This window comes from Streptomyces sp. SID13726 (assembly GCF_010548375.1).
Classification (GTDB): domain Bacteria; phylum Actinomycetota; class Actinomycetes; order Streptomycetales; family Streptomycetaceae; genus Streptomyces.
Genome location: NZ_JAAGLY010000003.1, coordinates 441,230 through 467,032, shown reverse-complemented (window position 1 = coordinate 467,032; position 25,803 = coordinate 441,230). Strand labels below are relative to the sequence as shown.

Genomic DNA, 25,803 nt, shown 5'->3' with positions numbered 1-25,803 from the left:
GGACACTGCCGAACTCGGACAGCGACTTCCCCAACACACAGGGTCAGGATGCAGACGCCTGAGTTACAGAGGATTCCCCCGCGCAAGGGCTCGGTGCTCCTCGCGCTTCGTTACTACGGACGGGAGTTGGCACGGCTTCGCCGGCTGACGGTGCCCGCCATGCTGATGGCCGCGCTCGGCGGCATCGGCATCAACTACATCGCGCCGCTCATCGTCGCCAAGCTGGCCGGCGGCATCGCGGACGGCGCGCGCGTCACCGCAGGTTCGGCGCTGCCGTACGTACTGGGCTTCGCCGGAGTCCTGCTCCTCGCCGAGGGCCTGTGGCGGGTCGCCCTGCACTGCCTCAACCGCCTCGACGCCCTCGGTATCGAGCACCTCTATGTCATCGGGATGGACGAACTGTTCGCCAAGGACGCCACGTTCTTCCACGACAACTTCGCCGGATCACTGACCAAGCGCGTGCTGAGCTTCGCCACCCGCTTCGAACCGTTCGTCGACACCCTGGTCTTCCAGATCGTGGGCAGCCTCGTCCCGCTGCTGTTCGGCTCGGTGGTGCTGTGGCGCTACGAACCGCTGCTCGTCGTCGGCCTGTTGACGATGATCGTCCTGACGGCGCTGTGCGCGGCTCCGCTCATCCGGCGCCGCCAGGCACTGGTCGCCGAGCGCGAGGCGGCGGTCGCCCGGGTGTCCGGGCACGTCGCCGACAGCCTGATGAACATGGACACGGTCCGGGCGTTCGGCGCCGAGGAGCGCGAGGCCGCCGAACACCGCTCCCGTGTCGCCACCTCGCGCCGGCTCATGCTCAGGTCCTGGGACTACGGCAACCTGCGCATCGACACCTTCGTGGCGCCGATGTCGGTGCTGACCAACGCGCTGGGCCTGCTCCTCGCGGTCGCCCTCGGCGGGGGCCGGCACGGCGTGGAGGCGGTCGTGGTCGCCTTCACCTACTACTCCAACGCGACGCGGATCATGTTCGAGTTCAACCAGATCTACCGCCGTCTGGAGAGCTCGATGACGGAGGCCGCGCAGTTCACCGAACTGCTGATGACCCCGCCGACCGTCCTGGACCCGCCGTCGCCCGAGCCGCTGCTGCCCGGACGCGCCGACGTCCGCTTCGAGCGGGTCGGCTTCAGCCACGCGGGCGCGGACCGGCTCTTCGAGGGGCTCGACCTGGTGGTGCCCGGCGGGACGAAGGTCGGTCTCGTCGGCCGGTCCGGCGGCGGCAAGACCACCCTCACCCGGCTGCTGCTGCGGATGACCGACATCGACGGCGGGCGCATCCTCGTCGGCGGCCAGGACATCAGCAGGCTGCGCCAGACCGACCTGCGCAGCCTGATGGCGTACGTCCCGCAGGACCCGGCGATGTTCCACCGCACCCTGCGCGACAACATCGCCTTCGCCCGGCCGGACGCCACCGACGCCGAGATCCGCCGGGCGGCCGAGGCGGCACACGTCACGGAGTTCGCCGACGCGCTGCCCGAGGGCTTCGACACCCTGGTCGGCGAGCGGGGCGTCAAACTCTCCGGCGGCCAGCGCCAGCGTGTCGCACTCGCCCGGGCGATCCTGCGGGACGCGCCGATCCTGCTGCTCGACGAGGCGACCAGTGCCCTGGACTCGGAGAGCGAGATCCTCGTCCAGGAGGCGCTGTGGCGGCTCATGGAGGGACGGACCGCGCTCGTGGTCGCACACCGGCTGAGCACGGTCGCGGGCATGGACCAGCTCGTCGTCCTCGACCGCGGCCGGATCGTCGAGCAGGGCAGTCACCAGGAACTCCTCGCGCTCGACGGCCCGTACGCGAAGCTGTGGCACCACCAGTCGGGTGGCTTCCTCGAAGACACCGCCGTGGAGGCCGAGTTGCACTGACGGGTTACAGGGGCGCCGGTGACGAGGCCCCCGGGATCAGCAGGCTCGGCCTGCCCGTGCCGTCGGCCGGGACGCTCCACAGATCGCTGCTGCCCACCTTGCCGTTGGTGGGCAGGGCGTAGGCCACCGTCCTGTTGTCCAGCCAGGTGGCCTGGTCGTCGACGCTGTGGCGTTCGGCGAGCGCGGTCTCCTTGAGGGTGCGCAGGTCGAGGACGTACTCGTGCCAGAGGTCGGTGCGCGACAGCACCCGCTTCTTGAAGGCCACCCGGGTCCCGTCGGGGGAGAGCGAGGGGCACTCCACGTTCTCGACCAGGGTGGTCACCTTCCGGCCGGACAGCGAACCCCGCACCAGATAGGTCTTGTTGGCGGTGTTGAGGGTCGCGTAGAAGGTGTCGTCGTCGGAGGCGAAGGTCACGCCCCAGAAGTTGACGTCCGCGGCCTGGTACGGCTTGCCGTCCAGGGTGATGGAGAAGGTCTCCAGGCTCGGCGTCAGCTTCATGGTGCGGGTGTCCAGGACCGAGGTCCGGGTCGAGAAGAACGCCGAGGAATACGACTCGCCGGAGACGAACACCGTCCAGGCGACGAAACGGCCGCTGGGCGAGACCCGGGCCCGGCTCGGGGTGCCCGCGAGCGCGTAGGTGTGCCGGGTGCGCAGGTCGGCGTCGAGGAGCAGGGCGCGGTTGCTCTGCTTGAGGACACCGGGGTTGGACTGGAGGCAGATGCCGGTGCCGGCCGCCGCGTAGAAGCGGGCGCACTTCAGGTCCGAGGCGGTGCGCCCGCTCTCCGGATCGGCGGACGGGACCGAGGCGACCGCGGTGCGGTGCGGTCCCGCGGCCGCGTTGATGAAGGCGAGGCGGTTCTTCTGGCCGAGCGTCAGCTTGCCCGTGCTGACGGCGGGGCCGCCCGCCTGGGGCTTGTTCGCCCGGTCCGCGCGGTCGGCGGCGTGCAGGACCATGCCGGTGCCCACGCCCGCGAGCAGCAGGACCGCCGTACAGAGGATGAGCAGGCGGCGGCGTAGAGGTGTCATCTGGACCTTCGAGGCTGTGCCGGTCATGGGATTCGGTGGAGGGTCGTGGCGGTCGTGGTCATCGGGTGGCGTCCGTCGGACGCAGCACCCGGCCCGCGACGGCTGCGCAGCACAGCAGGCCGATCGCGGAGGCGGCCAGGGCGGGGCCGTCGCCCCACACCGTCCAGGCGGCGCCGAAGGCCAGCGAGCAGCAGAACCGGGCCAGCGCCTGGCTGGTGCCGACGATGGCGAGCCCGCTGCCGCGCAGCTGCTCGGGCACGATGTCGGCGAGTGCGGCGGGGAGCACTCCGTCGGTGGCGGCGTAGAACACGCCGTGCAGGGCGAGCACGAGGAAGGGCAGGGCCGGGGTGTGCGGGGCCCACAGCAGCAGGCCGTAGCCGATGAGCAGGGCCACGTGCCCGGCGAGGAACACGGTGTGCCGCCCGATCCGGTCGGCGAGCGCGCCGACCGGCACCGCCAGCAGCAGGAACACCACGGCGGTGCCCAGCGGCAGCAGCGTGAACCACTGCTCGGCGATGCCCGCGCGCCGTTGCAGGAGCAGATAGACGAAGGCGTCGCTGACGGTGGTCAGACCGAGCAGCGCGGCACAGCCGGCGAGCGCCCGCAGCCGGGGCAGCCGCAGCAGCGCGAGCGCTTCGCGGACACGGACGGGAGGTCTGCCGGTGGCGGTTTCTCGGGACGCGCCGGGAGTGGCCTCTCCGGACGCGCCGGAAGCGGTCCCGTCGTGCGCCGCGCCCGGCGCGCCGCCTTCCGGCGTACGCGCACCGGGTACGGGGGCGGGCTTGTCGGCACTCCACTGCTCGCCGCCCGCACCGCCCGCCGAGAAGGCCCGCTTGCCCGGTACGAACAGCATCAGTACGACGACGCCGAGCACCGCCACGCAGGCGCTCACGCCGAACACCGCGTCGTAGCCGTCGGCCGCCGCGCTCAGGATGAGGAAGGCGGCCAGCGGGCCGAGCATCGCGCCTGTCGTGTCCATGGCCCGGTGCACACCGAAGGCCCGGCCCTGCTTCTCGAGCGGCGTGGACAGGGAGATCATCGCGTCGCGCGGGGCGGTGCGCAGGCCCTTGCCGGTGCGGTCCACGGCGAGGACCGTGCCGAGGGCACCGATGCTGCTCACCAGCAGGAGCAGCGGCTTGCACAGCGCGGAGAGGCCGTAGCCGAGTCCGGCCAGCAGTTTGTGGTTGCGCACCCGGTCGGCGAGATGGCCGCCGGTCAGCTGGACCAGCGCGCTGACGCCGTTGTAGACACCGTCGAGGGTGCCGAAGGCCAGCGGGCTGAAGCCGAGCGTGGTGACGAGGTAGAGCGGCAGGACGGCGGTGACCATCTCCGAGGAGATGTCGGTGATCAGGCTGACCGTGCCGAGGACGAGCACGACCGGGGCGACCCGGGGCCGTATGCCCCGTCTTCGGCCCTGGTCGGGGCCCGCCCCCACGGGCGCGGAGCGGTCAGTGAGGTACATGTTCGGGAACTCCGGATCTGGTGCGCATCAGTTCTGTCGGCTGCTCTCGTCCCGCAGCCAGGTGCCGAAGTCCTGTGCCCGGATGGCCTTCGCGGCCCGGCGCCGGGCGACGACCGCCGCCGCGACGAAGACTACGACGCCACTGGCCAGCCCGGGATCCGCGCGCAGCAGGGCGAGCAGATCGGCCTTGCCGGTGCGTGCCGTGGCCTCCTCGGGGCTCTGGTGCTGCTGCTCGACCTGGGCCGTGGACACCGCCGCCCGGACCCGGCGCTTGATCAGATCCGGCCATGTTCGTGGCGGTTGCACCACCACGTGGGCGGTGCCGACCACGAGCCGCTCCTCGGCCGCGAAGGCCAGCGAGGCGGCCAGGTCGTCCGCCATCAGCGGCGGCAGCGCGGCGATCCTCGCGTGCCCGGCCTTGGAGACCGCGATGACCCCCCGGCCGAACAGCCCCTCGCGCACGGCGGGCAGCCGCTGCCACACCCGGTAGTAGGCGCGCACCCGCCAGGCGCAGGCGGTCAGCGGAATCCGGCGCTCCGGGGCGGTGGCGAGGATGCCCGAGGAGTCGTCGTCGAGCGGCTCGGTCAGCGCCCGTACGTCGGCGCCGCCGAGTACGACGTCGGCGTCGACGTAGAGGCGCGGGAAGCCGCGCGCGTGGTCGTCGCCCGCCCGCAGCGCGGCGTGCTTGGAGGGCACGGGTATCTCGACCACCCGCACGCGCGGGCCGCGGGCGGCCGCGATCCGTGCGGTGTCGTCCGTACACCCGTTGCACACGACCACTATGTCTGTCTCGTCCTCGGTGGAATCGGCCAGAAGTGAGTCGAGGAGCCGGCCGATGACTTGCGCCTCGTTGTGGGCCGGGATCACGATGCTCGTCACCTGGGCAGTATGCATTCGATGTCACTATTGCGATGTGTGTTTCGTCCAACTGTTCCCGTGACTGCGTTCGGTGGTCTAGATTGAGGGCCGCCGAACCGGTTTGGGTGGGGAACGTGAGGCGCTAGCCGACATGCAGGGGACATGAGGCGGTTGGGGAACCGCTGAGGCTACTTAGTTATCAACTGCCGCTGTGTCGGGGGCACATCGGTGTTCGGTCAGGGGTAACCGTGCACGTGGTGGGGGGCGCATGACCATTGAGGTCACGCATGAGCAACAGCTTGTGGAACACAGTGCTCCGCGAGGTCGCCGAAGACCTTGGGAGAAGAAGTACCGGATAGTCCTGCTGGTCGCGGACAGCTTCGCCGCTGCTGCCGCGGCCTTCGTGGTCCACGCGGCGTACGGCCGCTGGGCGGTGGCCCTGGTGCTGCCCCCGACGTGGATCGTGGCGATGCTCGCCCACCGCTCCTACGACCGCAGCGCCCTGGGGCTCGGCACCGAGGAGTACCGGCGGGTGCTGCGCGGCGCCGTCGCGCTGCCGGCGCTGGCCGCGGTCGCGCACTGGTCGTTCACCCACGATTCAGGACTTCTTCATGACATGACCATGGCCGCGATACCGGCCGCGGTCATCGCCGTGGCCGTCCGCTACGCGCTCCGCCGCCGGCTGCACCGGCGGTGGGCCAGGGACCGGGGCAGGAGCGCCACCCTGCTCGTCGGTCCCGCGCGCGGCATCGCGGAGCTGGTGGCCGTGCTGCGGCGCGGCGGCGTCCAGGAACTCCAGGCCGCCGGCGTGTGCCTGAGCGACCCGCGCAACGCCGCGGAGGTCCGCAAGCTCGGGCTCCCCGTCCTCGGCGGCGTCGACACCATGGACGACGTCATCCGGGCCATGGGCATCGGCACCGTGGTGGTGCTCCCCGCACCCGAGTTCGACGCCAACGTCCTGCGCCGGATGTCCTGGACCGCGGCCGTGCAGGGCGTCGACTTCCTGCTGGCCCCCGTACTGGCCGACGTCTCCGCCTCCCGGCTCGCGGTACGCCCCACCAACGGGGTGCCGCTGGTCCGGGTGCAGGCGCCCAACCTCTCCCGGACCTCCCGGCTGCCCAAGGAACTGCTGGATCGTTCCTTCGCCGCGGCCCTGCTGCTTCTCCTCGCCCCGCTGCTGCTGTTCATCGCACTGATCGTCCGCCTGGACAGCACCGGCCCCGCGCTCTTCCGCCAACAGCGGGTGGGCCGGTACGGCGACCACTTCACCATGTTCAAGTTCCGCACCATGCGGCCCGACTCGGAGTCCCTCCGGGCCGAGCTGGAGCACCTCAACCAGAACAGCGACGGACTGCTGTTCAAGGTGAAGGAGGACCCCCGGATCACCCGGGTCGGTTCGCTCCTGCGCCGCAGCTCGCTCGACGAACTGCCGCAGCTGATCAACGTGATCAGCGGCCACATGTCGCTCGTCGGCCCGCGCCCCCCACTGCCCGAGGAGGTGGACGAGTACCCGGCGGAGGTCAAGCGCCGGCTGCTCGTGAAGCCCGGTCTCACCGGCCTCTGGCAGGTCAGCGGCCGCTCGGACCTGCCCTGGGAGGAAGCGGTCCGACTCGATCTCGCATACGTGGACAACTGGTCGACCGCTCTCGACCTGTCCATCCTGGCGCGCACCACGACAGCGGTGGTGCGCGGAACGGGGGCCTACTGATGGACCGAAGGAAGAGGAAGACAGTGACGCAGGAACCGCTCGGGGTCGCGGTCGTCGGGGCCGGCTACTGGGGACCCAACCTGGTCCGCAACTTCCAGGCCAGCGACCGCTTCCGGCTGCGCTGGCTCTGCGACCTCGACGTGGACCGCGCCCAGCGGGTCCTCGGCGGCTACTCCACGATCCAGGCCACCTCGGACTACGCGGCCGTGCTCGCCGACCCCGACGTGGCCGCCGTCGCCGTGGCCACGCCCGCCGGCACCCACCTCGACATCGCCCTGGCCGCCCTGCGCGCCGGGAAGCACGTCCTCGTGGAGAAGCCGCTCGCGGCGACCTACGCCGACGGGCAGCGGCTGGTCGCCGAGGCCGAGGAGCGCGGGCTCACCCTGATGTGCGACCACACCTACTGCTACACGCCCGCCGTGGGCCGGATCAGGGAACTGGTCCACTCCGGCGAACTCGGCGAGGTCCACTTCGTCGACTCGGTCCGCATCAACCTCGGCCTGGTCCAGAAGGACATCGACGTCATGTGGGACCTCGCCCCGCACGACCTGTCGATCCTCGACTTCATCCTCCCGGCGGGCGTCGAGCCGGTCGCCGTCGCCGCCCACGGGGCCGACCCGATCGGCGCCGGACAGGCGTGCGTCGCCTATCTGACGCTGACGCTCAACACCGGGGCCATCGCCCACGTCCACGTCAACTGGCTGTCGCCGACCAAGGTGCGCACCACCATGGTGGGCGGCTCCAAGCGCACCCTGGTCTGGGACGACCTCAACCCGCTTCAGCGGGTGGCCGTCTACGACCGGGGCGTCGACATGGCCGCCCCGCAGGAGATCGGCGCGGACGAGCGCCGGGACATGCTCATCTCCTACCGCTCCGGCGACATGGTCGCGCCCGCGATCGGCGAGAAGGAAGCGCTGCGCAGCATGGTCGACGAGTTCGCCGACGCGATCAGGACGGGCCGCGCGCCGCTGACCGACGGCCGGGCGGGCCTGCGGGTGCTGGACATCCTGGAGGCCGCCTCCCGAAGCCTGGAGTTCAAGGGCGCGGTCGTCGGCCTGCGCGCCGGCCGCTGAGCGACACCGACCAAGGCGCCGGGCGCCCGAGCGAAACCAGTCAAACGATGCAATTCCCTGAGAGGGCACAGCAGTTGAGCAGCGTACGAGGCAAGAAGATCCTGGTCACCGGGGGAGCGGGCACCATCGGCTCCAACCTGGTCGACCTGCTCGCCGAGGGCGGCGCCCGCGAGATCGTCGTACTCGACAACTTCGTGCGCGGTCGGCGCGCCAACCTCGCGCGGGCCCTGCCCAGCGGAGTCGTCGAGGTCGTCGAGGGCGACGTACGGGACGTCGAGACGGTCCGGAAGGTCACCGAGGGCGCCGACCTGGTGTTCCACCTCGCCGCGATCCGCATCACCCAGTGCGCGGAGGAGCCGAGGCTCGCCAACGAGGTGCTGGTCGACGGGACGTTCAACGTCCTGGAGGCGGCGGCCGCGGCCTGCGTCGGCAAGGTGATCGCCTCCTCGTCGGCCTCCGTCTACGGCATGGCGGAGGACTTCCCGACGACCGAGCGCCACCACGCCTACAACAACGACACGTTCTACGGCGCCGCGAAGGCCTTCAACGAAGGCATGCTGCGCAGCTTCCACGCCATGTACGGCCTGGACTACGTGGCGCTGCGCTACTTCAACGTCTACGGCCCCCGGATGGACATCCACGGCCTGTACACCGAGGTCCTCATCCGCTGGATGGAGCGCATCGAGTCGGGCGAGCCGCCGCTGATCCTCGGCGACGGCACGCAGACCATGGACTTCGTCGACGTCCGCGACATCGCGAGGGCCAACATCCTCGCCGCCGAGTCGGACGTCACCGACGAGGTGTTCAACGTGGCCAGCGGCACCGAGACCTCGCTGCGCGAACTCGCCGACGGACTGCTGGAGGCGATGGGCGCCGAGGGCCTGGAGCCGGTCCACGGACCCGCCCGCTCGGTCAACTCCGTGGTCCGCCGCCTCGCCGACACCTCGCGGGCCGCCGAACGGCTCGGGTTCACCGCGGAGATCGACCTGCGCACCGGGCTCAAGGACCTGGTCGAGTGGTGGCGTTCGGAGCGGGAGGCCGCCAAGTGAGCACCGACCGCATCCCCGTGATGATCCCCTGGCTCGGCGAGGAGGAGGCCAGGGCGGCCTCCGACGCGGTGCTGTCCGGCTGGGTCGCCCAGGGCCCCCGGGTCGCCGCCTTCGAGAAGGCCTTCGCCGAGCGGGTCGGGGCCGAGCACGCCGTCGCCGTCAGCTCCTGCACGACCGCCCTGCACCTCGCGCTGGTCGCCCTCGGCGTCGGCCCCGGCGACGAGGTCGTGGTGCCCTCGCTGTCGTTCATCGCCACCGCCAACGCCGTGCGGTACGTCGGCGCCGAGCCGGTGTTCGCGGACGTCGACCCCGCCACCGGCAACCTGACCACGGACACCGTGGACCAGGTCCGCACCCCGCGCACCAAGGCCGTCCTCGCCGTCCATCAGGGCGGTGTGCCGGCCGACGTGCACGCCCTGCGCGCCGCCTGCGCCGACTGGGACCTGCCGCTGGTCGAGGACGCGGCCTGCGCCATCGGCTCGACCGTCGGCGGCAAGCCCGTCGGACACGGGGCGCTGCTCGCCGCCTGGTCCTTCCACCCCCGCAAGCTCGTCACCACCGGTGAGGGCGGCATGCTCACCACCGACGACGCCGAGTGGGCGGCCCGGCTGCGACGGCTGCGCGAGCACGGCATGAACGCCTCGGCGGCGGACCGCCACGCGAGCAACAAGCCGGTCCTCGAAAGCTATCTGGAGGTCGGCTTCAACTACCGGATGACCGACGTCCAGGCGGCGATCGGCCTGGTTCAGCTCGGCAAGCTCGACGCGATGATCGCCCGCCGCCGTGAACTGGCCGCCCGCTACGACACGTTGCTGCACGACGTCCCCGGGCTCACCCCGGTGAGTGACCCCGCGCACGGGCAGAGCAACTTCCAGTCCTACTGGGTGCTGCTCGCCGAGGACTTCCCCGTCGGCCGGGACGACCTGCTCGCCGCGCTCTCCGAGGCCGGGGTCTCCGCCCGGCGCGGGATCATGGCCGCGCACCTCGAACCCGCCTACGCGGACCACCCGAGCGTGCCGCTGCCGGCCACCGAGCGGATCAGCCGCGACTCGCTGATCCTGCCGCTGTTCCACACCATGACCGAGGACCAGCAGGACCGGGTCGTCGCAGCCCTGCGCGAACAGGCCCGAAGATGACCGGACTTGTGATCGTCGGCGCGGGCGGCTTCGCCCGGGAGACCGCGCAGGCCGTACGGGACGCGGACGGGTTCGAGCTGCTCGGGCACCTCGACGACAACGCCGACCTGCACGGCACCGACGTGGACGGCGTGCCCGTCCTCGGCGGCTGCGACCTGGTCCACGACCTGCCGGAGGCGCGGGTCGTGGTCTGCGTGGGCAACCCGCGGGACTACGCGTCCCGGGCCCGGCTCGTACGCGGACTCGGCCTGCCCGACGACCGCTACGCCACCGTGGTCCACCCGACCGCGGTGGTCTCGGCGACCTCCGAGATCGGCCCCGGCTCGGTCCTGCTCGCGCACTGCGTGCTGACCGCCGCCGTCCGGGTCGGCGCGCACGTCGCCGTGATGCCGCACGCCGTCCTCACCCACGACGACGTGGTCGAGGAGTACGCGACGATCACCTCCGGCGTCCGCCTGGGCGGGGGAGTGCGACTGGAGCGCGGGGCCTATGTCGGCTCCGGAGCCCTGGTCAGGGAGGGCACGACGGTCGGCGCCTGGTCGCAGATCGGGATGGGAAGTGCCGTGCTCGGCGATGTTCCGCCGGGCGAGGTCTGGGTGGGGAGCCCGGCCCGACGGCTGCGCGCGGCGGACGCGCCCGCGCTGGACGAACTACGAAAGCAGACAGTGGGGGGACCGCTGACATGAACCAGATTCCGCTTGTCGACCTCAAGGCGGCGCACGAAGAGGTCGCCGACGAGGTACGGGCCGGATTCGACCGGGTGCTGGCGAACACCGCGTTCGTCGGCGGCGAGGAAGTCCGCCGGTTCGAGCGCGAGTACGCCGAGTTCGGCGGGGTCGCGCACTGCGTGGGCGTCGCCAACGGCACCGACGCCCTCGAACTCGCCCTGCGCGCCAGTGGGGTGGGGCCCGGTGACGAGGTCGTCGTCCCCGCCAACACCTTCATCGCGACCGCGGGCGCGGTGGCCCGCATCGGCGCCCGGCCGGTCCTCGCGGACTGCCTGCCCGAAAGCCATCTCCTCGACCCCCGGGCCGCGTTGGCCGCGGTGGGCCCGGCGACCCGCGCGGTCGTCCCCGTCCACCTCTACGGCCAGATGGCCGAGGTGACGGAACTCGCCGCCCAACTCCCGGACCACGTAAGGGTCGTGGAGGACGCGGCCCAGTGCCAGGGCGCCACCCGCGACGGCCGGACACCCGGCAGCGGCGGCATCGCGGCCACCAGCTTCTACCCGGGCAAGAACCTCGGCGCCTACGGCGACGCGGGCGCGGTGCTGACCGACGACGAGGAACTCACCGGCCTGGTGCGCGCCATCGCCAACCACGGCGGAGTCGCCAAGTACCGCCATGACGTCCCCGGGTTCAACAGCCGCCTGGACGGACTCCAGGCCGTCGTCCTGCGCGCCAAGCTCAAGCGCCTGGCGGACGGCAACGACGCCCGCCGGGCCGCCGCCGCCCGCTACGACACCCTGCTCGCCGACCTGGCCGCCGACGGCCGGGTCGTCCTCCCGGTGACGGCGCCCGGCAACCTGCACGTCTGGCACCTGTACGTCGTCCAGATCACCGGGGCCGACCGCGACGACGTCGTCGGCAAGCTCAACGCCGAGGGCATCGGAGCCGGAGTGCACTACCCGGCCCCGGTCCACCTCACCCCTGCCTACCGCCATCTCGGCCGCACGCGGGGCGAGTTCCCGCACGCCGAGCGGGCGGCGGATCGGATCCTGTCGCTGCCGCTCTACCCCCAGATCACCCCCGACCAGCAGCAACGGGTCGTGGACGCGCTCGCCGAAGCGCTCCGAGGCTGATCGGCTCCCCACGACAAGCCTCACCCCGACCCCGTGGGTCGGTCCTGCACAGCACCGCTGAGAGGTACCACATGAACAAATGGAGCAGACGGCTCCGGGGCGGCCGCCTCGCCGTCGTCGCCGCACTGATATGGGCGGTGCTCCCGCAGGCCGTGACCGCCCAGGCGGCGTCCGATCCCTGCGGAACGGGTTCGAACCCGATCGTCTGCGAGAACTCCAAGGCGGGCAGCCCCATGTCCGACTGGTTCTCGCCCAACGCCTACGGTGACATCAAGGGGTTCTCCACCAAGGAGAGCGTCCAGGCCGGTGACACCGTCCAGTTCAAGATCCAGTCCCCGGTCTCGTACCACGTCGAGATCTACCGCCTCGGCTGGTACGGCGGCGACGGCGCCCGCGAGATGTCGACCGCGGCCCAGGCGGCGGTGACCTACCCCGCCAACTACACGACGAAGGAAGCCAGTTGCACCACCAAGGCCGCCACCGGCCTGGTCGACTGCGGCAACTGGCCGACCACCGCCACCTGGACGGTGCCCAGCGACGCCGTCTCCGGCCTGTACATCGCGAACCTCACGCAGACCGACGGCGACGGCCTGATGCCGTACCCGTTCGTCGTGCGCAAGGACTCCAGCACCTCCGACGTCGTCGTGCAGACCAGTGACCAGACCTGGCAGGCGTACAACGACTACGGCGGCCAGGACCTCTACGGCGGCACCGGCCCGGCGCCGGACGGCCGTGCCTACGAGGTCAGTTACAACCGCCCGCTGGACATCGGCGGCGACAACGGCATCTACGGCTCCGAGTACATGATGCTGTCGTGGCTGGAGCGCAACGGCTACGACGTCAGCTATCTCTCCGGAGTGGACGTGTCGACCCACGGCGACACCCTGCTGAAGAACCACAAGGTGTACCTGTCCTCGGGACATGACGAGTACTGGACGCAGAGCCAGTACACCAACGTCCTCGCGGCCCGCAAGGCCGGTGTGCGACAGGGCTTCTTCAGCGGCAACGAGGTGTTCTGGAAGACCCGGCTCACCCCGAGCATCGACGGGACCAACACCGACAACCGCACCCTGGTCTGCTACAAGATGACCAAGATGGCGCAGAACAACGGCATCGCCGACCCGAGCGGCCAGTGGACCGGCACCTGGATGGACCCGGCCAGCACCGACTACGGCCAGTCCTACCAGCCGCCGAACATCCTCACCGGCTCCATGTTCACGGTGAACGGCTACCGCAGCGACGCGATCACCGTGCCCGGCTCCTACGGCAAGAACCGGATCTGGCGCAACACCTCCATCGCGAACCTCACGTCGAGCCAGACGGCCACCTTCCCGACCGGCACGCTCGGGTACGAGTGGGACAGCGACATCGACAACAGCACCAGACCCGCCGGAGCCATCGACGTGTCGTCCACGACGGTCGACATCAACGACGGCAAGCTCCGCATGGACTGGGGCAACGTCTACGGCAACGGCACGGCGACCCACAACCTCGTCGAGTTCCGCGACCAGGACTCCGGAGCGCTGGTGTTCGGCGCCGGAACCGTGCAGTGGTCCTGGGGCCTGACCAACATCCCGACGTACGACCCCGAGGACACGGTCGTCACCGAGGACGCCCGGATGCAGCAGGCGACGATGAACGTCTTCGCCGACATGGGAGTCCAGCCGCTGACCCGGCAGAGCAACCTCGTCGCGGCCACCGCCTCCACCGACACCACCGGCCCGGCCATCACCGTGACGAGCCCGGCCTCCGGGGTCACCGTCCCGGCGCTGAAGCCGGTCACCATCAGCGGCACCGCCTCCGACTCCGGCGGCGTGGTGGCCCGGGTGGAGATCTCCACGGACGGCGGCTCCACCTGGCAGGCCGCGAACGGCCTCACCTCCTGGAGCTACAGCTGGACCCCGACCACCCCGGGCGCGGCCTCCATCAAGGTCCGCGCGGTCGACGACAGCGTCAACATCGGCGCCGTCACCACCGTCCCGGTCACCGTCGGCCCCCAGGCCTGCCCCTGCACCATCTGGCCGGCCACGGCCGTCCCCGGCACCGTCAACGCGGGTGACGGCAGCTCCCTGGAGCTCGGCGTCAAGATCCGTACCACGGTGGCCGGTTCGATCACCGGCGTCCGCTTCTACAAGTCGCCCGCCAACACCGGCACCCACACCGGCAGCCTGTGGAGCGCCTCCGGCACCCGCCTGGCCACCGGCACCTTCACCGACGAGACGGCCTCCGGCTGGAAGCAGCTGAACTTCTCCACGCCGGTCACCGTCAAGGCCAACACCACCTACGTCGCCTCGTACTTCGCCCCCAACGGCGGATACTCCTTCGACAACACCCTCACCAACAGCGCCGCCGGCCTGGCACCGCTGACGGCTCTGAAGACCGGCACCGACGGCGGCAACGGCGTCTACCGCTACAGCTCCACCAGCGCCTTCCCGTCCTCGCAGTCGTCCGGCAGCAACTACTGGGTCGACGTGGTCCTGGACACCTCGACGGCCAGCACCACCCCGCCCACCGTCACCTCGAAGTCCCCGACGTCGGGGGCGACCGGCACCTCGATCACGGCTCCGGTGTCGGCCGTCTTCGACCACGCCATCGACGCGGACAGCCTCACCTTCACGCTGAAGGACCCGGACGGCAACACCGTGCCGGGCGTCAAGACGCTGCCCTCGTCCAACAAGGCGACCTTCACCCCGTCCACCGAACTGTCGCTGCACACCACGTACACCGCGTCCGTCCAGGCCTCCGACCTGTGGGGCAACGCCATGGCGGACCCGGTCACCTGGAGCTTCACGACCAGTTCCGAACCGCCCGCGGTCACCTGCCCCTGCACCCTGTGGAACTCCTCCGCCACCCCGGCCACCAGCGCGGTGACCGGCGACAGCAACTCGGTGGAGCTGGGCACCCGGTTCACGTCCTCGGCGGACGGCTGGATCACCGGTGTCACCTTCTACAAGGGCACGACCAACACGGGCACCCACACCGGCAGCCTGTGGTCGGACGACGGCACGCTGCTGGCCACCGGCACCTTCACCGGTGAGACGGCCTCCGGCTGGCAGACGATGACGTTCGCCACCCCGGTGGCGGTCACCGCAGGCACCGCCTACGTGGCCTCCTACCACGCGCCGAACGGCAACTACGCGGTGGACGGCGGCTACTTCGCCTCGGCCCACCAGTCGTATCCGCTGACCGCCACGGCCGACACCACCGCGCACCACAACGGGCTCTACCGCTACGGCAGCGACCCGGCCTTCCCCAACGGCTCCTACGGATCCGCGAACTACTGGGTGGGCCCGGTCTTCACCGCCGACGACCCGAGCGCGTCCCTGGCGACGGCCACCGCGTCGGAGGTGACCGTGTCCTCGCTGGCACACACCGCCGACGTGGCGAGCCCGCTCGTCGCGACCCTGCCCGCCTCGACCAAGCTGTCGTCCGTCAAGGCGACCGTGGCGATCCTGAGCGGCTCCAAGGCCGCGAAGAAGATGCACGTCACGGCCGTCGCCTCCTACAACCGGGCCACCCACAAGGTGTCCGTCCACCTGTCGTCGCCGTTCCCGGACGGCACCCGGTTCAAGGTCTCGGTCAAGGCGCTGGACAAGAAGCGCCACACGGTGAAGTCCCAGACCTGGACCCTGACCAGCAAGACGACCGTCCGCAAGAAGAAGAACTGACCGATCAGAACCCACCGGTGGTGGTCCGCGCCGACTCCGGCGCGGACCACCACCGGGGATTGGCTTCCCCACAGATGAGCACCGTCAGTGTTGTGATCCCCTGCTACAAGTACGGCCACTTCCTCGCCGACTGTGTGAGCAGCGTCCTGGACGAGCAGGACGGCGTGGACGTCCGGGTGCTCATCATCGACGACGCCTCGCCCGACGACTCGGCGGAGGTGGCGCAGAAACTGGCCGCCGGCGACCCGCGGATCGAGGTCCACGTCCACGCGACCAACAAGGGCCACATCGCCACGTACAACGAGGGCCTGCTGGAGTGGGCCGACGGCGACTACGTGGCCCTCCTGTCCGCCGACGACCGGCTGGTCCCGGGCGCGCTGGTGCGGGCCGCGGCCCTCCTCGACGCCCACCCCGAGGCAGGCTTCGCCTACGGCCGCCCCCTGCGCTTCCAGCACGGCGGCCCGCTGCCCAAGGCCCGTACGCAGAGCACCGGTTCGGTGGTCTACCCCGGCCACTGGTGGCTGGACCGGCGCTTCCGCGAGGGCACCGGCTGCATCACCTCACCGGAAGTCGTGGTCCGCACCGGCCTCCAGCGCACGGTCGGCGGCTACGACCCCGAGCTGCCCCACGCCGGCGACATCGAGATGTGGATGCGGCTCGCCTCCCACGCCGACGTCGGCTACATTCGCGGCGCCGATCAGGCCTTCTACCGCGTCCACGGCAAGAACATGTCCACCGTCGACTTCGGCGGCCAGCTCGACGACCTGCGCCAGCGGCTCGTCGCCTTCGACTCGGTGCTCACCAAGTGCGCCGACCGGCTGCCCGAGGCCGACCGCCTCGCCGACCAGGTGCACACCCGGCTCGCCCGGTTCGCCCTGCGCCGCGCCTACCGCGCCTACGACCGGGGACGTACGGACGTCGTCCCGGTCGAGGAGTGCGTGGCCTTCGCCGAGGAGTGCCTGCCGGGCTACCGGTCGCTGCCCGAGTACCGGGCCCTGCGGCTGAGACGGCGGATCGGCCCGACGGCGATGCCCTACCTCCAGCCGCTCGTGTGGTCGGCCGTGGCCGAGCGCGGGCGGGAGTGGCTGTGGTGGGAGTCCTGGAAGCGCCGCGGCATCTGATGAACCTCCAGCACCACTCAGTCGGCCACCGGCACCGGGCCGGAGTACCGTCGGCGGCCCGGAGCGGTCTCCCGGCGGCCCAGCAGATACCGGTCCAGCCACAGGGCGGCCAGCACCCCGGCCGTCCCGCCCAGCAGAGCGGTACCCGCGAGACCCCGGGTCTTGTCGCCCTGCACCTCGGCGGCGCTCGGCGAGGTCAGCACGGTGGCCGTGATGCGCGCCCCCGAGGCCACTCCCTGCGCGGCCTGCAACTGGTCGACATGCCGGGTGTAGACGTCGATGATGCGGCGCACCGACGTCACCGCCGCGTCGGCGCCGGACGCCTGCGACTGCACCTGGAGCGAGGGGATCAGATAGCGCGGTGTCGCGCTGGTGCCGCTGTTGCGCGGCACGAGGTGGTAGGTCCCGCGTACGCCCGCCGCCTTCAACTCCTTGACCCCGGCCGGGGATTCCAGCTGGCGTACGACGCCGTAGGAGAGCACGGCGAGGGGCGGCTGGAGGTTGGTGAGCTGGTTGGGCTGGTTCTGCGTCACCGGCGGCTTGAGCACGACCACCGCGGAGCCGACGTACTGGGGGGTGGGGCGCACCACTTGGTAGGCCCCGGCAGCCGTCAGCAGCGCCGCGACCACCAGCACGTACCAGCGGCGGAGCAGCGCGTCGGCGACGTTCCCGGGCGACATGTGAGTTCCTTCCGTCGCCCCCGATACTGGCAGGACATGGGGCCGGATGCCACCGAATGGAGGAATGGTTCGTGAGCCTTGGTGAGATATGGGCCATTCTGCGCCGAAGGTGGTACTTCATGGTGCCTTTCACCGTGCTCAGTCTGCTCGGCGGCGCCTATCTGTACGCGACCGTCCCGGTCTCCTACCAGTCGCAGAGCTCGGTCGCGCTGCTGGACTCCTCGGCCGTCGCCCGGCTGGCCCCCACCTTCGGCAACCCGATCTCGAACGCGGGCGGTTCGCTGATCGTCACGGCCGACGTGCTGATCAGGACCCTCGAATCGAGCGACGCGGCCAAGGAGTTGCACAGCCGGGGCGTCACCGACCCGTACACGGCCGGCTTCGCGCCGGAGAGCGACAGCCCGCTGCTCGTGCTCAGCGTCACCGGCACCGACCGGGCGAAGGTCCTCAAGGAGACCGACACCCTGACCGCCTTCGCCGGTGAACAGCTCGACGCCCTCCAGGCGGCCGCCAAGGTGCCGCCCGCCTATCTCGTGCAGACGGCCCCCGTCGTCCTGCCGCAGACCCCGGTCGCGGAGTCGAAGAACCGCTACCAGGGCATCGCGGCCGTCGTCATCCTGGGCGTCGTCAGCGCGTTCCTGCTGTCCATCCTGATGGAGGGCGTCACGGTGGTGCGCCGCCGGCGCGGCGCCGCCGCCGGGCCCCGGCAGGCGCGCGCCCCCGGCCGGGTGCGCCGGGGCTGGTTCAACCGCCGGGTCGACGCCACCGCGATCCTCACCGTCTATCTGGTCCTCGCCTTCTTCATCCCCTCGAACCTGGCCCTGCCCGCCCTCGGCGGCGTCGGCACCCCGGCCAACGTCTTCGCCCTGCTCGGCCTGCTGTGGTACCTCGCGACCTGGCTCGGCGGCCGCATCCTGCCCGCCCCGGGCACCCGGCTCGCCCGGGTCGCGATGTGCGTCCTCGGCGCGGCCGTCGTCCTGGCCTACATCGCGGACGCCCTGCGCGAGAGCTCCCACCAGGAGATCCTCGGCGCCGACCGCGGACTCATCGGCTTCCTGGTCTGGGTGTCGCTGGTCGTGCTGACCTCGGCGGGCGTGCAGGAGCGCGGCCGGCTCGACGTCCTGATGCGCCGGGTGGTCGTGCTGGGGGCCGTGGTCGCTGCGATCGGCTTCTACGACTTCTTCGCGGCCACCAACATCGCCGACTCCATCCACATCCCGGGCCTGCAGACCAGCGTGGCCCAGGTGACCACCATGGACCGCGGCTCCTTCACCCGGCCCCGCTCCACCACGGCCCAGCCCCTGGAGTTCGGCGGCATGCTGGCGATCCTGCTGCCCTTCGCGATCCAGCAGGCCTTCGATCCGGTACGACGACACCTGCACGTCCTGCGCCGCTGGGGCCCGGTGCTGCTCATCGCCGGCGCGCTGCCCCTGACGGTGTCCCGGACCTCGATCATCGGGCTGCTCCTGGTGGCCGCGGTGATGGTGCCCCGCTGGAAGCCGGCCCGGCGCTGGACCGCGATCGCCGTGATGACGGCCTCCATCGCCGTCTTCAAGGTGCTGGTCCCCGGACTGATCGGCACCATCACGGGCCTGTTCGCGTCGTTCCTGTCCAACTCCGACAGCAGCACCCAGGCCCGCACGGTCAAGTACAGCGCGATCGTGCCCTATCTGAAGGAACACCCGCTGTTCGGCCGGGGCTTCGGCACCTTCACCCCGGACCTGTACTTCTTCACCGACAACCAGTACATGCTGACCCTCGCGGAGATGGGCGCGCTCGGGTTCGTCGCCCTGCTCGTCCTGTTCGTCGTCGGCATCCACCAGGGCGGCGCCGTACGGCGGCTGGCCCGCACCGAGGCCGACCGGGAGCTGGGGCAGGCGTTCTTCGCCTCCTCGCTGGTCGCCCTGGTCATCAGCGCCACCTTCGACTCGCTCAGCTTCCCCATGTTCGCCGGCCTGTTCTTCCTGCTGCTGGGAGCGGGGGGCAGCTATCTGGGCTTCGTCCGGCGCGAGGCGGCCGCCACCGCCCCGGTCCCGGCCGCGCGCACGACCGCCGAGGCCCAGCTCCCCCAACTCGTGGAGTCCCGATGAGTCCCGTCACCGTCGTCGTCGTCACCTGGAACAGCGCCCAGGTGCTCCCCGGGTTCCTGGCCGCCCTCCCGGACGGCATGGCAGGACTGGACTGGCGGCTCGTCGTCGCCGACAACTACTCCGCCGACGACACCGTCGAGGTGCTGCGGACCCTGGCCCCGGAGGCGACGGTCGTGGAGACCGGCCGCAACGCCGGGTACGCGGCCGGGGTCAACGCGGCACTGGAGGCGGCCGGCGACGACGGGGTCGCACTCATCTGCAACCCCGACGTCCGGATGCGGCAGGGCTGCGCCAAACGCTTGGTCGACAGCCTCGGAGACGGCGTCGGGATCGCCGTACCCCTGCTGTACGAGGAGGGCCGGGACACCCCGCACCACTCGCTGCGCCGGGAGTCCAGCGTGCTGCGGGCCCTCGGGGAGGCCGTCATCGGCAACCGCAGGGCCGGGCGGTTCCCGCGCCTGAGCGAACTCGTCACCGATCCCGCCGCGTACCGGCGGCCGACGCGGGCGGACTGGGCGACCGGCGCGCTCATGGCCGTGTCGGCGAACTGCCGTGCCGCCTGCGGCCCTTGGGACGAGTCCTTCTTCCTCTACTCGGAGGAGACCGAGTACTGCCTGCGCGCGAGGGACCGGGGCCACGCCACCCAGCTGGAGCCGTCGGCCGAGGCCGTGCACCTCGGCGGCGACTCCCAGGTCTCGCCCCGGCTGTGGACCCTGCTCACCCTCAACCGGGTACGGCTGTACGGGCGTCGGCACGGGGCCGCCGCCACGGTGTGCTTCAGGGGAGCCGTCTTCCTGCGCGAGGCGTCCCGGGCCGCGTTCGGCCGGAAGTCCAGCCGTGCGGCGGCGACGGCCCTGCTCAGGCCGGGGGCGCTGAGGGCACCGGCTCAGCCGGACCAAGTCGTGTAGAAACTCTCGGGGTTGACGAGGTACCGCACGGTCGGGTACGGCACATGGCGTACGGCACGGCCGCGGCTGTAGCGGTACACCAGCTCCCAGTCCTCGCGCGGGAGCACCTTCGGGGTGCGGCGCAGCCGGCTGAAGCGCAGGGCAGGGGCGCGCCGGGCGACGAACGCGTTGGTGTCCAGGAAGGACTCGCGGGCGGCCCGGTGGCGGTCGAACTCCACCGACAGGACGTCCCGTTCGGTCCCGTCCGGCAGGACGCGGCGCAGCGCGGTGTAGACCCCGTCCGGACCCCCGGGGGACTCCAGGACCGCCAACGCCCTCTCCAGATGGTCGGGTTCCCACAGGTTGTCGTCGTCCAGGAAGGCCACGTACGTCGAGCGGGTGAGCCGGATGCCGACGTTGCGCACCACGCCCGCCACGGCGGTGTTGCGGGCCAGGGAGACGGCGAACAGCCGCGGGTCGTCCGGGAGTTCGGGCAGACCCGCGCCGTCGTCGACGACGATGACGACCTGGTCGGCGACGGTCTGGGCCAGCGCCGAGCGGACCGCCGCCCGCAGTGCGTCGGGGCGGCGGTGGGTCGCGATGACCGTGGCGACCAGGGCGTGGGGGATCGGGCCCGCGGTGGCCGCGAGCCGGCGCGCCTCTGCGGTCTCCAGACGGCCGAGCCGCAGCGCGGAGGGGAACAGCACCACCTTGTTGCGCAGTTCGAACAGGACGAGCCAGCCGAAGGCGTGCTTGAGAAGCTCCCAGGGGGCGCGGGCGATGCGTCTCATGATCCCTTTCCTCAGCCGGCCGGCTCGGGGGTGATCGGGGTGCCGTCGGAGAAGCGGTTGCCGCGCCAGACGTTGCCCGCGCCCGAGGCGTTCCAGGCGGTGACGGCTCCGTACACGCCGGAGTAACGGTGGTACCGGGTCGAGAAGACGTTGTCCGTGACGGTGATCCCGGTCGCGCCGTCACCCCCGCCGTACAGGGCGTAGGCGCCGCCGGCCAGCAGGTTGCCGTCGATGACGGTGTTGGAGACATGGCCGGTGTCGGCGAACAGCCCGATCGCGGCCGACGCGCCCCGGTCGACGGGGACCGGGTTGAGCAGGGTGTTGTGCCGGATGACCAGCCTGCCCTTGCTGCCGCCGCCGCTGATCACCGCGTCGGTGTGCTGCCACTCGCCGCCGTTGTTGCGGAAGGGCACCAGGTCGTGGACGTAGTTGTCGTGGAGATAGCCCTGGCCCATCGAGAGGGCGTTGCCGAACACCGAGATGTCGCACCAGCCGACCTCGATGGAACTGCTGCCCATGTTGGAGACCGCGTAGTCGACACCGCCGTTGTCGGGGCCCTTGCCGGGGATCGCGGTGATGGTGGTGTGCAGCACCCTGAGACCGCTGTAGCCCGGACGCAGGTTGATGCCCCACCAGTTGGTGGAGGTGATCCTGCTGTCGATCACCGTCACGTTGTTCGCATAGATGTCGAGCGACCCCGTGATGTCCTGCCCCCGGATGACCGTCCCGTCGGTCTTGACGCTCATGTTCCCCGCCGCGTGCGCCTTGAGCCGGGTCCGGGGACCGGTGGTGCGGGCGTCGGGGAAACCGGTGCTCTCGGGCGCCGCGGCGGTGGCGCGCGGGGTGGGCGAGCCGGGCCGGGCCGTGGCGCTGGGGCTCGGGGTCGGCGTGGGGCTCGGGGAGGCGCTGGGGCTCCGCGAGGGAGTGGGCGTGGGTTCGGCCGAGGTGGCGGACGCCTCGACGCTGCGGGTGGGGGCCGGGTCGGCGGTGTCGCCGCCGGACGAACAGGCGGCCGTCAGCAGCAGGGCCAGGCCCGCGAGCAGGCGGTGCAGCCTCGTCATACGGTCTCCGGGGTCCGGGAGCCGAGCAGGAAGCGACGGCTCGGCAGCACGCACACCGCATAGCAGGCCAGGGCGGTCGTGCCGATGACGAACAGGGCGAGGGTGCCGTCGCCGAGCAGCCGCTTCGCGGCGAGCAGCACCACGGTCATCGCGACTCCGCCCGCGAACGGCCAGGCGCAGGCGCGGCCGATGTGGGCCAGTCCGATCCCGGCGCGGCGCAGGGCGTAGAGGAAGACGGGGACGACCAGACAGGCGCCGACCAGGACATGGCCCTGGGATACACCGACGATGCCGTTCATGCGCGCGCCCACGATCAGCACCGGGATCAGGGTGACGACCCACAGGCCCTGCACGAGGATGAGCGAGCGGCGCTGGCCGACCGCGACGAGACAGTCGTAGGCGAGTTCGCAGCCGATCCGGATGAGGCCCAGGGCCATCAGCCAGGGCAGCGCCTCGGCGGCGGGCAGCCACTTGGTGCCGTACACGAGGTGGATCACCGGGGCCGCGAGGCCGCCCAGCAGCACGCAGAGCGGGACGGTGCCGGTGACCAGGACGCCCAGGGCGCGGCTGAAGCCCTGGGCGAGGGCCTGGGGCGAGTCGGCCAGCCGGGAGAAGCCCGCGAAGGAGACCCGGCGGGCCGCCTCCGAGATCACCCGCACCGGCCAGCCGGACATGTTGAACGCCAGCACGTAGAAACCGAGCGCCACCTGGCCCAGCGAGGAGCCCACGACCATGGTGTCCACGTTGACGACGGCGAGGGCGAGCAGGCTCGCGCCCGCCAGCGGGAGCCCGAACTTCAGCAGGGCGCGCGCCTGTTCGGGGTCCCAGCCGAACCGCAGGGTGCCGGGGACGGCCACCGCGCAGCCGACGAGGGCGGCGACGTTGCCCACCACCGCGCCGACGGCGAAGCTCATCGCGCCCCAGCCGGCGAAGGCCAGCAACAGCGTCACGGCGGTGCTCAGCACGAAGTTGAGCGCGTCGATCACCATCCGCCTGCCCTGCGCGAACTCCCGGGTCAGGATGCCGGCGGGCACATGGGCCACCGCGTCGATCACCAGGCACACGCACATCACCCGCAGCACGCCCGAGGCGTCCGGCGAGCCGAGCAGCCCGGCCACCGTCGGCGCCGAGACGAACAGGGCGGCGTACAGCAGACCGCTGGACAGGACGCTCAGCGTCAGCACGGTCGGCGCGAAGCGGCGCGGGTCGCCGTCCCAGCGGATGATGGCGAGGCCCACGCCCAGTTCGTTCGCCGAGAGCAGGACCAGCAGGACGGTCTGGGCGATGCCGTAGACGCCCCATTCGGCGGGACCGAGCGCGAACCGCGCCAGCAGGATGCCGGTGGCGAAGTTGCCGAGGCGCATCACCACCGTGTTGATCAGGCTCCAGCGGGCCGCGGAGCGGACCTTGCTGCCGAGGGACGCCGACTCGGGTCTCTCGCCGTCCGGGGTGGCGCCCGCGAGGCCGTCCGGGGTGTCGCCCGCCTCAGATCTCTCGCTGTCCGGTGTGCGAACGCTGTCCATGGGTCGACTCCTCGTCGAGCGGCTCGGCGGCCGTCGTCACGGTCATGACGGATCGCCCGGCCCGCGGCTCGTCGGCGTTCCTCTTCCCGGCGGACCGTGACCAACTGGGCGGAGTCCGCAGGGCCATGGTCTGCTCGGCGACCGACTCCTCGGTCGTGCGCCCGGGTTCGGGCTCGGCCACGGTGACCGGCTCGGCCGCCGTGACCGTCCCGGTCTCCTCCGGTGCCGCCGCCGCGCGCGGTCGCCTGCGCGCCTCCGCGTAGAAGGTGGCGACCAGGCTGAGCACCAGGCCCAGGCCACCGGCCATGACCATGTACTCGAGCCGGGTCTTGGTCTGCGCCGCCGGGTTCTGCGGGGCCACGATGGTCGTCATGCGGATCATCGCGTTCGTGGTGACCGACTGCTGCTTCTGGAACTGCTCAAGACGCTCCTTGGCGTAGGAGGTCAGGATGCGGTCCGAGGCCAGGACGGCCTTCTTGTCGGTGCCCGTGACCGTGAGCCACATCAGCGGACCCTGCGCGTTGTCGGCGAGCTTGGCCTCGAACGTGCCGGTGGCGCCGCGGGACTTGAGCTCCCGTACGGAGACGTCGGAGTTCAGGTTGCGGGCCAGGCTGTCGGCCATGCCGGTGAGCGAGGTCTGGGTGCTGAGGAAGGGGTTGCCGTCGTAGGCGACGGTGGCCTTCTGGGAGTTCAGCAGGACCACCGTGCTCTGCGACTGGTAGGTCACCGGCACGGTCAGCGCCACCCCCACCGTCAGTCCCGCGGCCAGCAGCAGCCCCGGCAGCAGGACGTACCAGCGCCTGCGCATCACCCGGAAGATCTCAGCGAGATCCATGGTGGTCCCCCCTCGGGCCCAAACGTTCGACGAGCATATGTTGCAAGCGGATCATATGGGGAACGTCAGGTCGGTCGGTCTCGGTCGGGTGCTCGCGGTGCCTCCTCCCAGCAGCACCTCGGCGATACGGTCGCTCGCGTGCCCGTCCCAGAGGTCGGGCCGGCGCGGCGCGGGCGGGGTGTCCAGCACCCGGTGCACCACGGACACGATCCGCTCCGGGTCCCGCCCGGCCAGCACGTTGGTGCCCTGCTCGACGGTGATGGGCCGCTCGGTGTTGTCCCGCAGGGTCACGCACGGCACACCGAGGGCGGTGGTCTCCTCCTGGATGCCGCCCGAGTCGGTGAGGACGATCCGGGCTGCGTCCTGGAGGGCGATGAAGTCCAGGTACCCGGCGGGCGGCACCAGCTGGATGCCGCCGGGCACGCCGATCTCGGCGAGCCGGCCGGCCGCGCGCGGATGCACGGGCAGCAGCAACGGCAGCCGGCCGGCGATCTCGCCGAGCGCCTTGAGTAGCCCGGCGAGAACTTCGGGGTCGTCCACGTTGGCCGGGCGGTGCAGGGTGACCAGGCCGAACTCGCCCTCGACCAGGCCGTGCCGGTCGAGGATGTCGGAGGCCCTGGCCCGCTCCAGGTTGGCCAGCAGGGTGTCGATCATGACGTTGCCGACCAGGTGGATCTGGTCGTCCCGGTAGCCCTCGGCACGCAGGTTCTCGGCGGCGTCGGGGGAGGGCGCCAGCAGATAGTCGCTGACCCGGTCGGTGACGACCCGGTTGACCTCCTCCGGCATGCTCCAGTCCCGGCTGCGCAGGCCCGACTCGACGTGCGCCAGCAGCGGTCCGGCCTTGGCGGTGACCAGGGCGCAGGCCACGGTGGAGTTGATGTCGCCGACCACGACGACGATGTCCGGGGACAGTTCGTCGACCAGTGGCTCGAACGCGGTCATCACCCGGCCGGTCTGCTCGGCGTGGCTGCCCGAGCCGACGCCGAGGAAGCGGTCGGGCGGGCGGATGCCGAGGTCGGCGAAGAACACGTCGTTCATCGCCGGGTCGTAGTGCTGGCCGGTGTGGACGAGGATCACCTCGGCGCCCCGGCTCTCCAGGGCGTCCATCACCGGTTTGATCTTCATGTAGTTGGGGCGGGCCCCGGCGACGCAGACGATGCGCGGCATGGT

Annotated in this window: 20 protein-coding genes; 11 read left to right on the top strand and 9 right to left on the bottom strand. The window is 71.4% G+C overall.

From position 1 onward, the window contains the following. The first annotated feature begins 48 nt into the window (after positions 1 to 48). Positions 49 to 1,863 (top strand): ABC transporter ATP-binding protein, encoded by a 1,815-nt coding sequence (locus tag G3I78_RS09400; protein ID WP_164422377.1) that lies wholly within the window; start codon positions 49 to 51, stop codon positions 1,861 to 1,863. 4 nt (positions 1,864 to 1,867) lie between these two features. Here G3I78_RS09400 and G3I78_RS09395 read toward each other — a convergent pair whose 3' ends face one another. Genes G3I78_RS09395 through G3I78_RS09385 form a run of 3 tightly spaced genes read right to left on the bottom strand, consistent with a single transcriptional unit; the run spans position 1,868 to position 5,231 of the window. Further along, a complete protein-coding gene (locus tag G3I78_RS09395) occupies positions 1,868 to 2,890 on the bottom strand; it encodes a TolB-like translocation protein (protein WP_164423063.1) in 1,023 nt (340 codons plus the stop codon). A 58-nt stretch (positions 2,891 to 2,948) separates the two neighbouring features. Further along, a complete protein-coding gene (locus tag G3I78_RS09390) occupies positions 2,949 to 4,352 on the bottom strand; it encodes an MFS transporter (RefSeq protein ID WP_164422376.1) in 1,404 nt (467 codons plus the stop codon). Positions 4,353 to 4,379: 27 nt separating this feature from the next. After that, on the bottom strand, positions 4,380 to 5,231 hold the full coding sequence (locus G3I78_RS09385) for a glycosyltransferase family 2 protein (protein ID WP_343243696.1): 852 nt from the start codon (positions 5,229 to 5,231) through the stop codon (positions 4,380 to 4,382). 247 nt (positions 5,232 to 5,478) lie between these two features. Between G3I78_RS09385 and G3I78_RS09380 the strand changes: the two genes are divergently transcribed. The 8 genes from G3I78_RS09380 (at position 5,479) to G3I78_RS09345 (ending at position 16,766) form a co-directional block, all read left to right on the top strand. After that, a complete protein-coding gene (locus G3I78_RS09380; protein ID WP_164422374.1) occupies positions 5,479 to 6,918 on the top strand; it encodes an exopolysaccharide biosynthesis polyprenyl glycosylphosphotransferase in 1,440 nt (479 codons plus the stop codon). Between the two features lie 23 nt (positions 6,919 to 6,941). Then, the gene (locus G3I78_RS09375) at positions 6,942 to 7,991 is read left to right on the top strand and encodes a Gfo/Idh/MocA family oxidoreductase (protein ID WP_343243695.1); all 1,050 of its coding nucleotides are present in this window, start codon (positions 6,942 to 6,944) and stop codon (positions 7,989 to 7,991) included. Between the two features lie 74 nt (positions 7,992 to 8,065). After that, positions 8,066 to 9,040 (top strand): NAD-dependent epimerase/dehydratase family protein, encoded by a 975-nt coding sequence (locus G3I78_RS09370; protein WP_239157712.1) that lies wholly within the window; start codon positions 8,066 to 8,068, stop codon positions 9,038 to 9,040. Next, the gene (locus tag G3I78_RS09365) at positions 9,037 to 10,176 is read left to right on the top strand and encodes a DegT/DnrJ/EryC1/StrS family aminotransferase (protein ID WP_164422371.1); all 1,140 of its coding nucleotides are present in this window, start codon (positions 9,037 to 9,039) and stop codon (positions 10,174 to 10,176) included. The genes G3I78_RS09370 and G3I78_RS09365 overlap by 4 nt, the downstream gene beginning before the upstream one ends. Further along, positions 10,173 to 10,862 (top strand): acetyltransferase, encoded by a 690-nt coding sequence (locus tag G3I78_RS09360; protein ID WP_164422370.1) that lies wholly within the window; start codon positions 10,173 to 10,175, stop codon positions 10,860 to 10,862. Before G3I78_RS09365 ends, G3I78_RS09360 begins: the two co-directional genes overlap by 4 nt. After that, positions 10,859 to 11,977 carry a DegT/DnrJ/EryC1/StrS family aminotransferase gene (locus G3I78_RS09355; protein ID WP_164422369.1) on the top strand — a complete coding sequence of 373 codons (1,119 nt, stop codon included), beginning with the start codon at positions 10,859 to 10,861 and terminating at the stop codon, positions 11,975 to 11,977. Before G3I78_RS09360 ends, G3I78_RS09355 begins: the two co-directional genes overlap by 4 nt. A 71-nt stretch (positions 11,978 to 12,048) precedes the next feature. Continuing rightward, positions 12,049 to 15,645: a DUF4082 domain-containing protein gene (locus tag G3I78_RS09350; RefSeq protein ID WP_164422368.1), complete on the top strand. Its 3,597-nt coding sequence runs from the start codon at positions 12,049 to 12,051 to the stop codon at positions 15,643 to 15,645. Between the two features lie 74 nt (positions 15,646 to 15,719). Then, the gene (locus G3I78_RS09345) at positions 15,720 to 16,766 is read left to right on the top strand and encodes a glycosyltransferase (RefSeq protein WP_164422367.1); all 1,047 of its coding nucleotides are present in this window, start codon (positions 15,720 to 15,722) and stop codon (positions 16,764 to 16,766) included. Between the two features lie 17 nt (positions 16,767 to 16,783). Here G3I78_RS09345 and G3I78_RS09340 read toward each other — a convergent pair whose 3' ends face one another. Then, the gene (locus G3I78_RS09340) at positions 16,784 to 17,446 is read right to left on the bottom strand and encodes a hypothetical protein (RefSeq protein ID WP_164422366.1); all 663 of its coding nucleotides are present in this window, start codon (positions 17,444 to 17,446) and stop codon (positions 16,784 to 16,786) included. A 119-nt stretch (positions 17,447 to 17,565) separates the two neighbouring features. On the opposite strand from G3I78_RS09340, the gene G3I78_RS09335 reads away from it, so the two are divergent. Beyond that, the gene (locus G3I78_RS09335) at positions 17,566 to 19,536 is read left to right on the top strand and encodes an O-antigen ligase family protein (protein ID WP_239157711.1); all 1,971 of its coding nucleotides are present in this window, start codon (positions 17,566 to 17,568) and stop codon (positions 19,534 to 19,536) included. Next, positions 19,533 to 20,444 carry a glycosyltransferase family 2 protein gene (locus tag G3I78_RS09330; protein WP_164422364.1) on the top strand — a complete coding sequence of 304 codons (912 nt, stop codon included), beginning with the start codon at positions 19,533 to 19,535 and terminating at the stop codon, positions 20,442 to 20,444. Before G3I78_RS09335 ends, G3I78_RS09330 begins: the two co-directional genes overlap by 4 nt. Here G3I78_RS09330 and G3I78_RS09325 read toward each other — a convergent pair. From G3I78_RS09325 to wecB, 5 genes are read right to left on the bottom strand one after another with little or no spacing between them, the layout of a single operon-like run. Beyond that, positions 20,423 to 21,214 carry a glycosyltransferase family 2 protein gene (locus G3I78_RS09325; RefSeq protein WP_164422363.1) on the bottom strand — a complete coding sequence of 264 codons (792 nt, stop codon included), beginning with the start codon at positions 21,212 to 21,214 and terminating at the stop codon, positions 20,423 to 20,425. The two genes, G3I78_RS09330 and G3I78_RS09325, sit on opposite strands and share 22 nt — an antisense overlap. An 11-nt stretch (positions 21,215 to 21,225) precedes the next feature. Further along, positions 21,226 to 22,275, bottom strand: coding sequence for a hypothetical protein (locus tag G3I78_RS09320; protein ID WP_164422362.1), 1,050 nt, complete (start codon positions 22,273 to 22,275; stop codon positions 21,226 to 21,228). Further along, positions 22,272 to 23,798, bottom strand: coding sequence for an oligosaccharide flippase family protein (locus G3I78_RS09315; protein ID WP_164422361.1), 1,527 nt, complete (start codon positions 23,796 to 23,798; stop codon positions 22,272 to 22,274). Before G3I78_RS09315 ends, G3I78_RS09320 begins: the two co-directional genes overlap by 4 nt. Continuing rightward, complete coding sequence (locus G3I78_RS09310) at positions 23,761 to 24,633, bottom strand: chain length determinant protein (protein WP_164422360.1); 873 nt, start codon at positions 24,631 to 24,633, stop codon at positions 23,761 to 23,763. Before G3I78_RS09310 ends, G3I78_RS09315 begins: the two co-directional genes overlap by 38 nt. A gap of 51 nt (positions 24,634 to 24,684) precedes the next feature. Continuing rightward, positions 24,685 to 25,800, bottom strand: a complete 1,116-nt coding sequence (gene wecB, locus G3I78_RS09305) for a UDP-N-acetylglucosamine 2-epimerase (non-hydrolyzing) (protein WP_164422359.1) — start codon at positions 25,798 to 25,800, stop codon at positions 24,685 to 24,687. Positions 25,801 to 25,803: the final 3 nt, after the last annotated feature.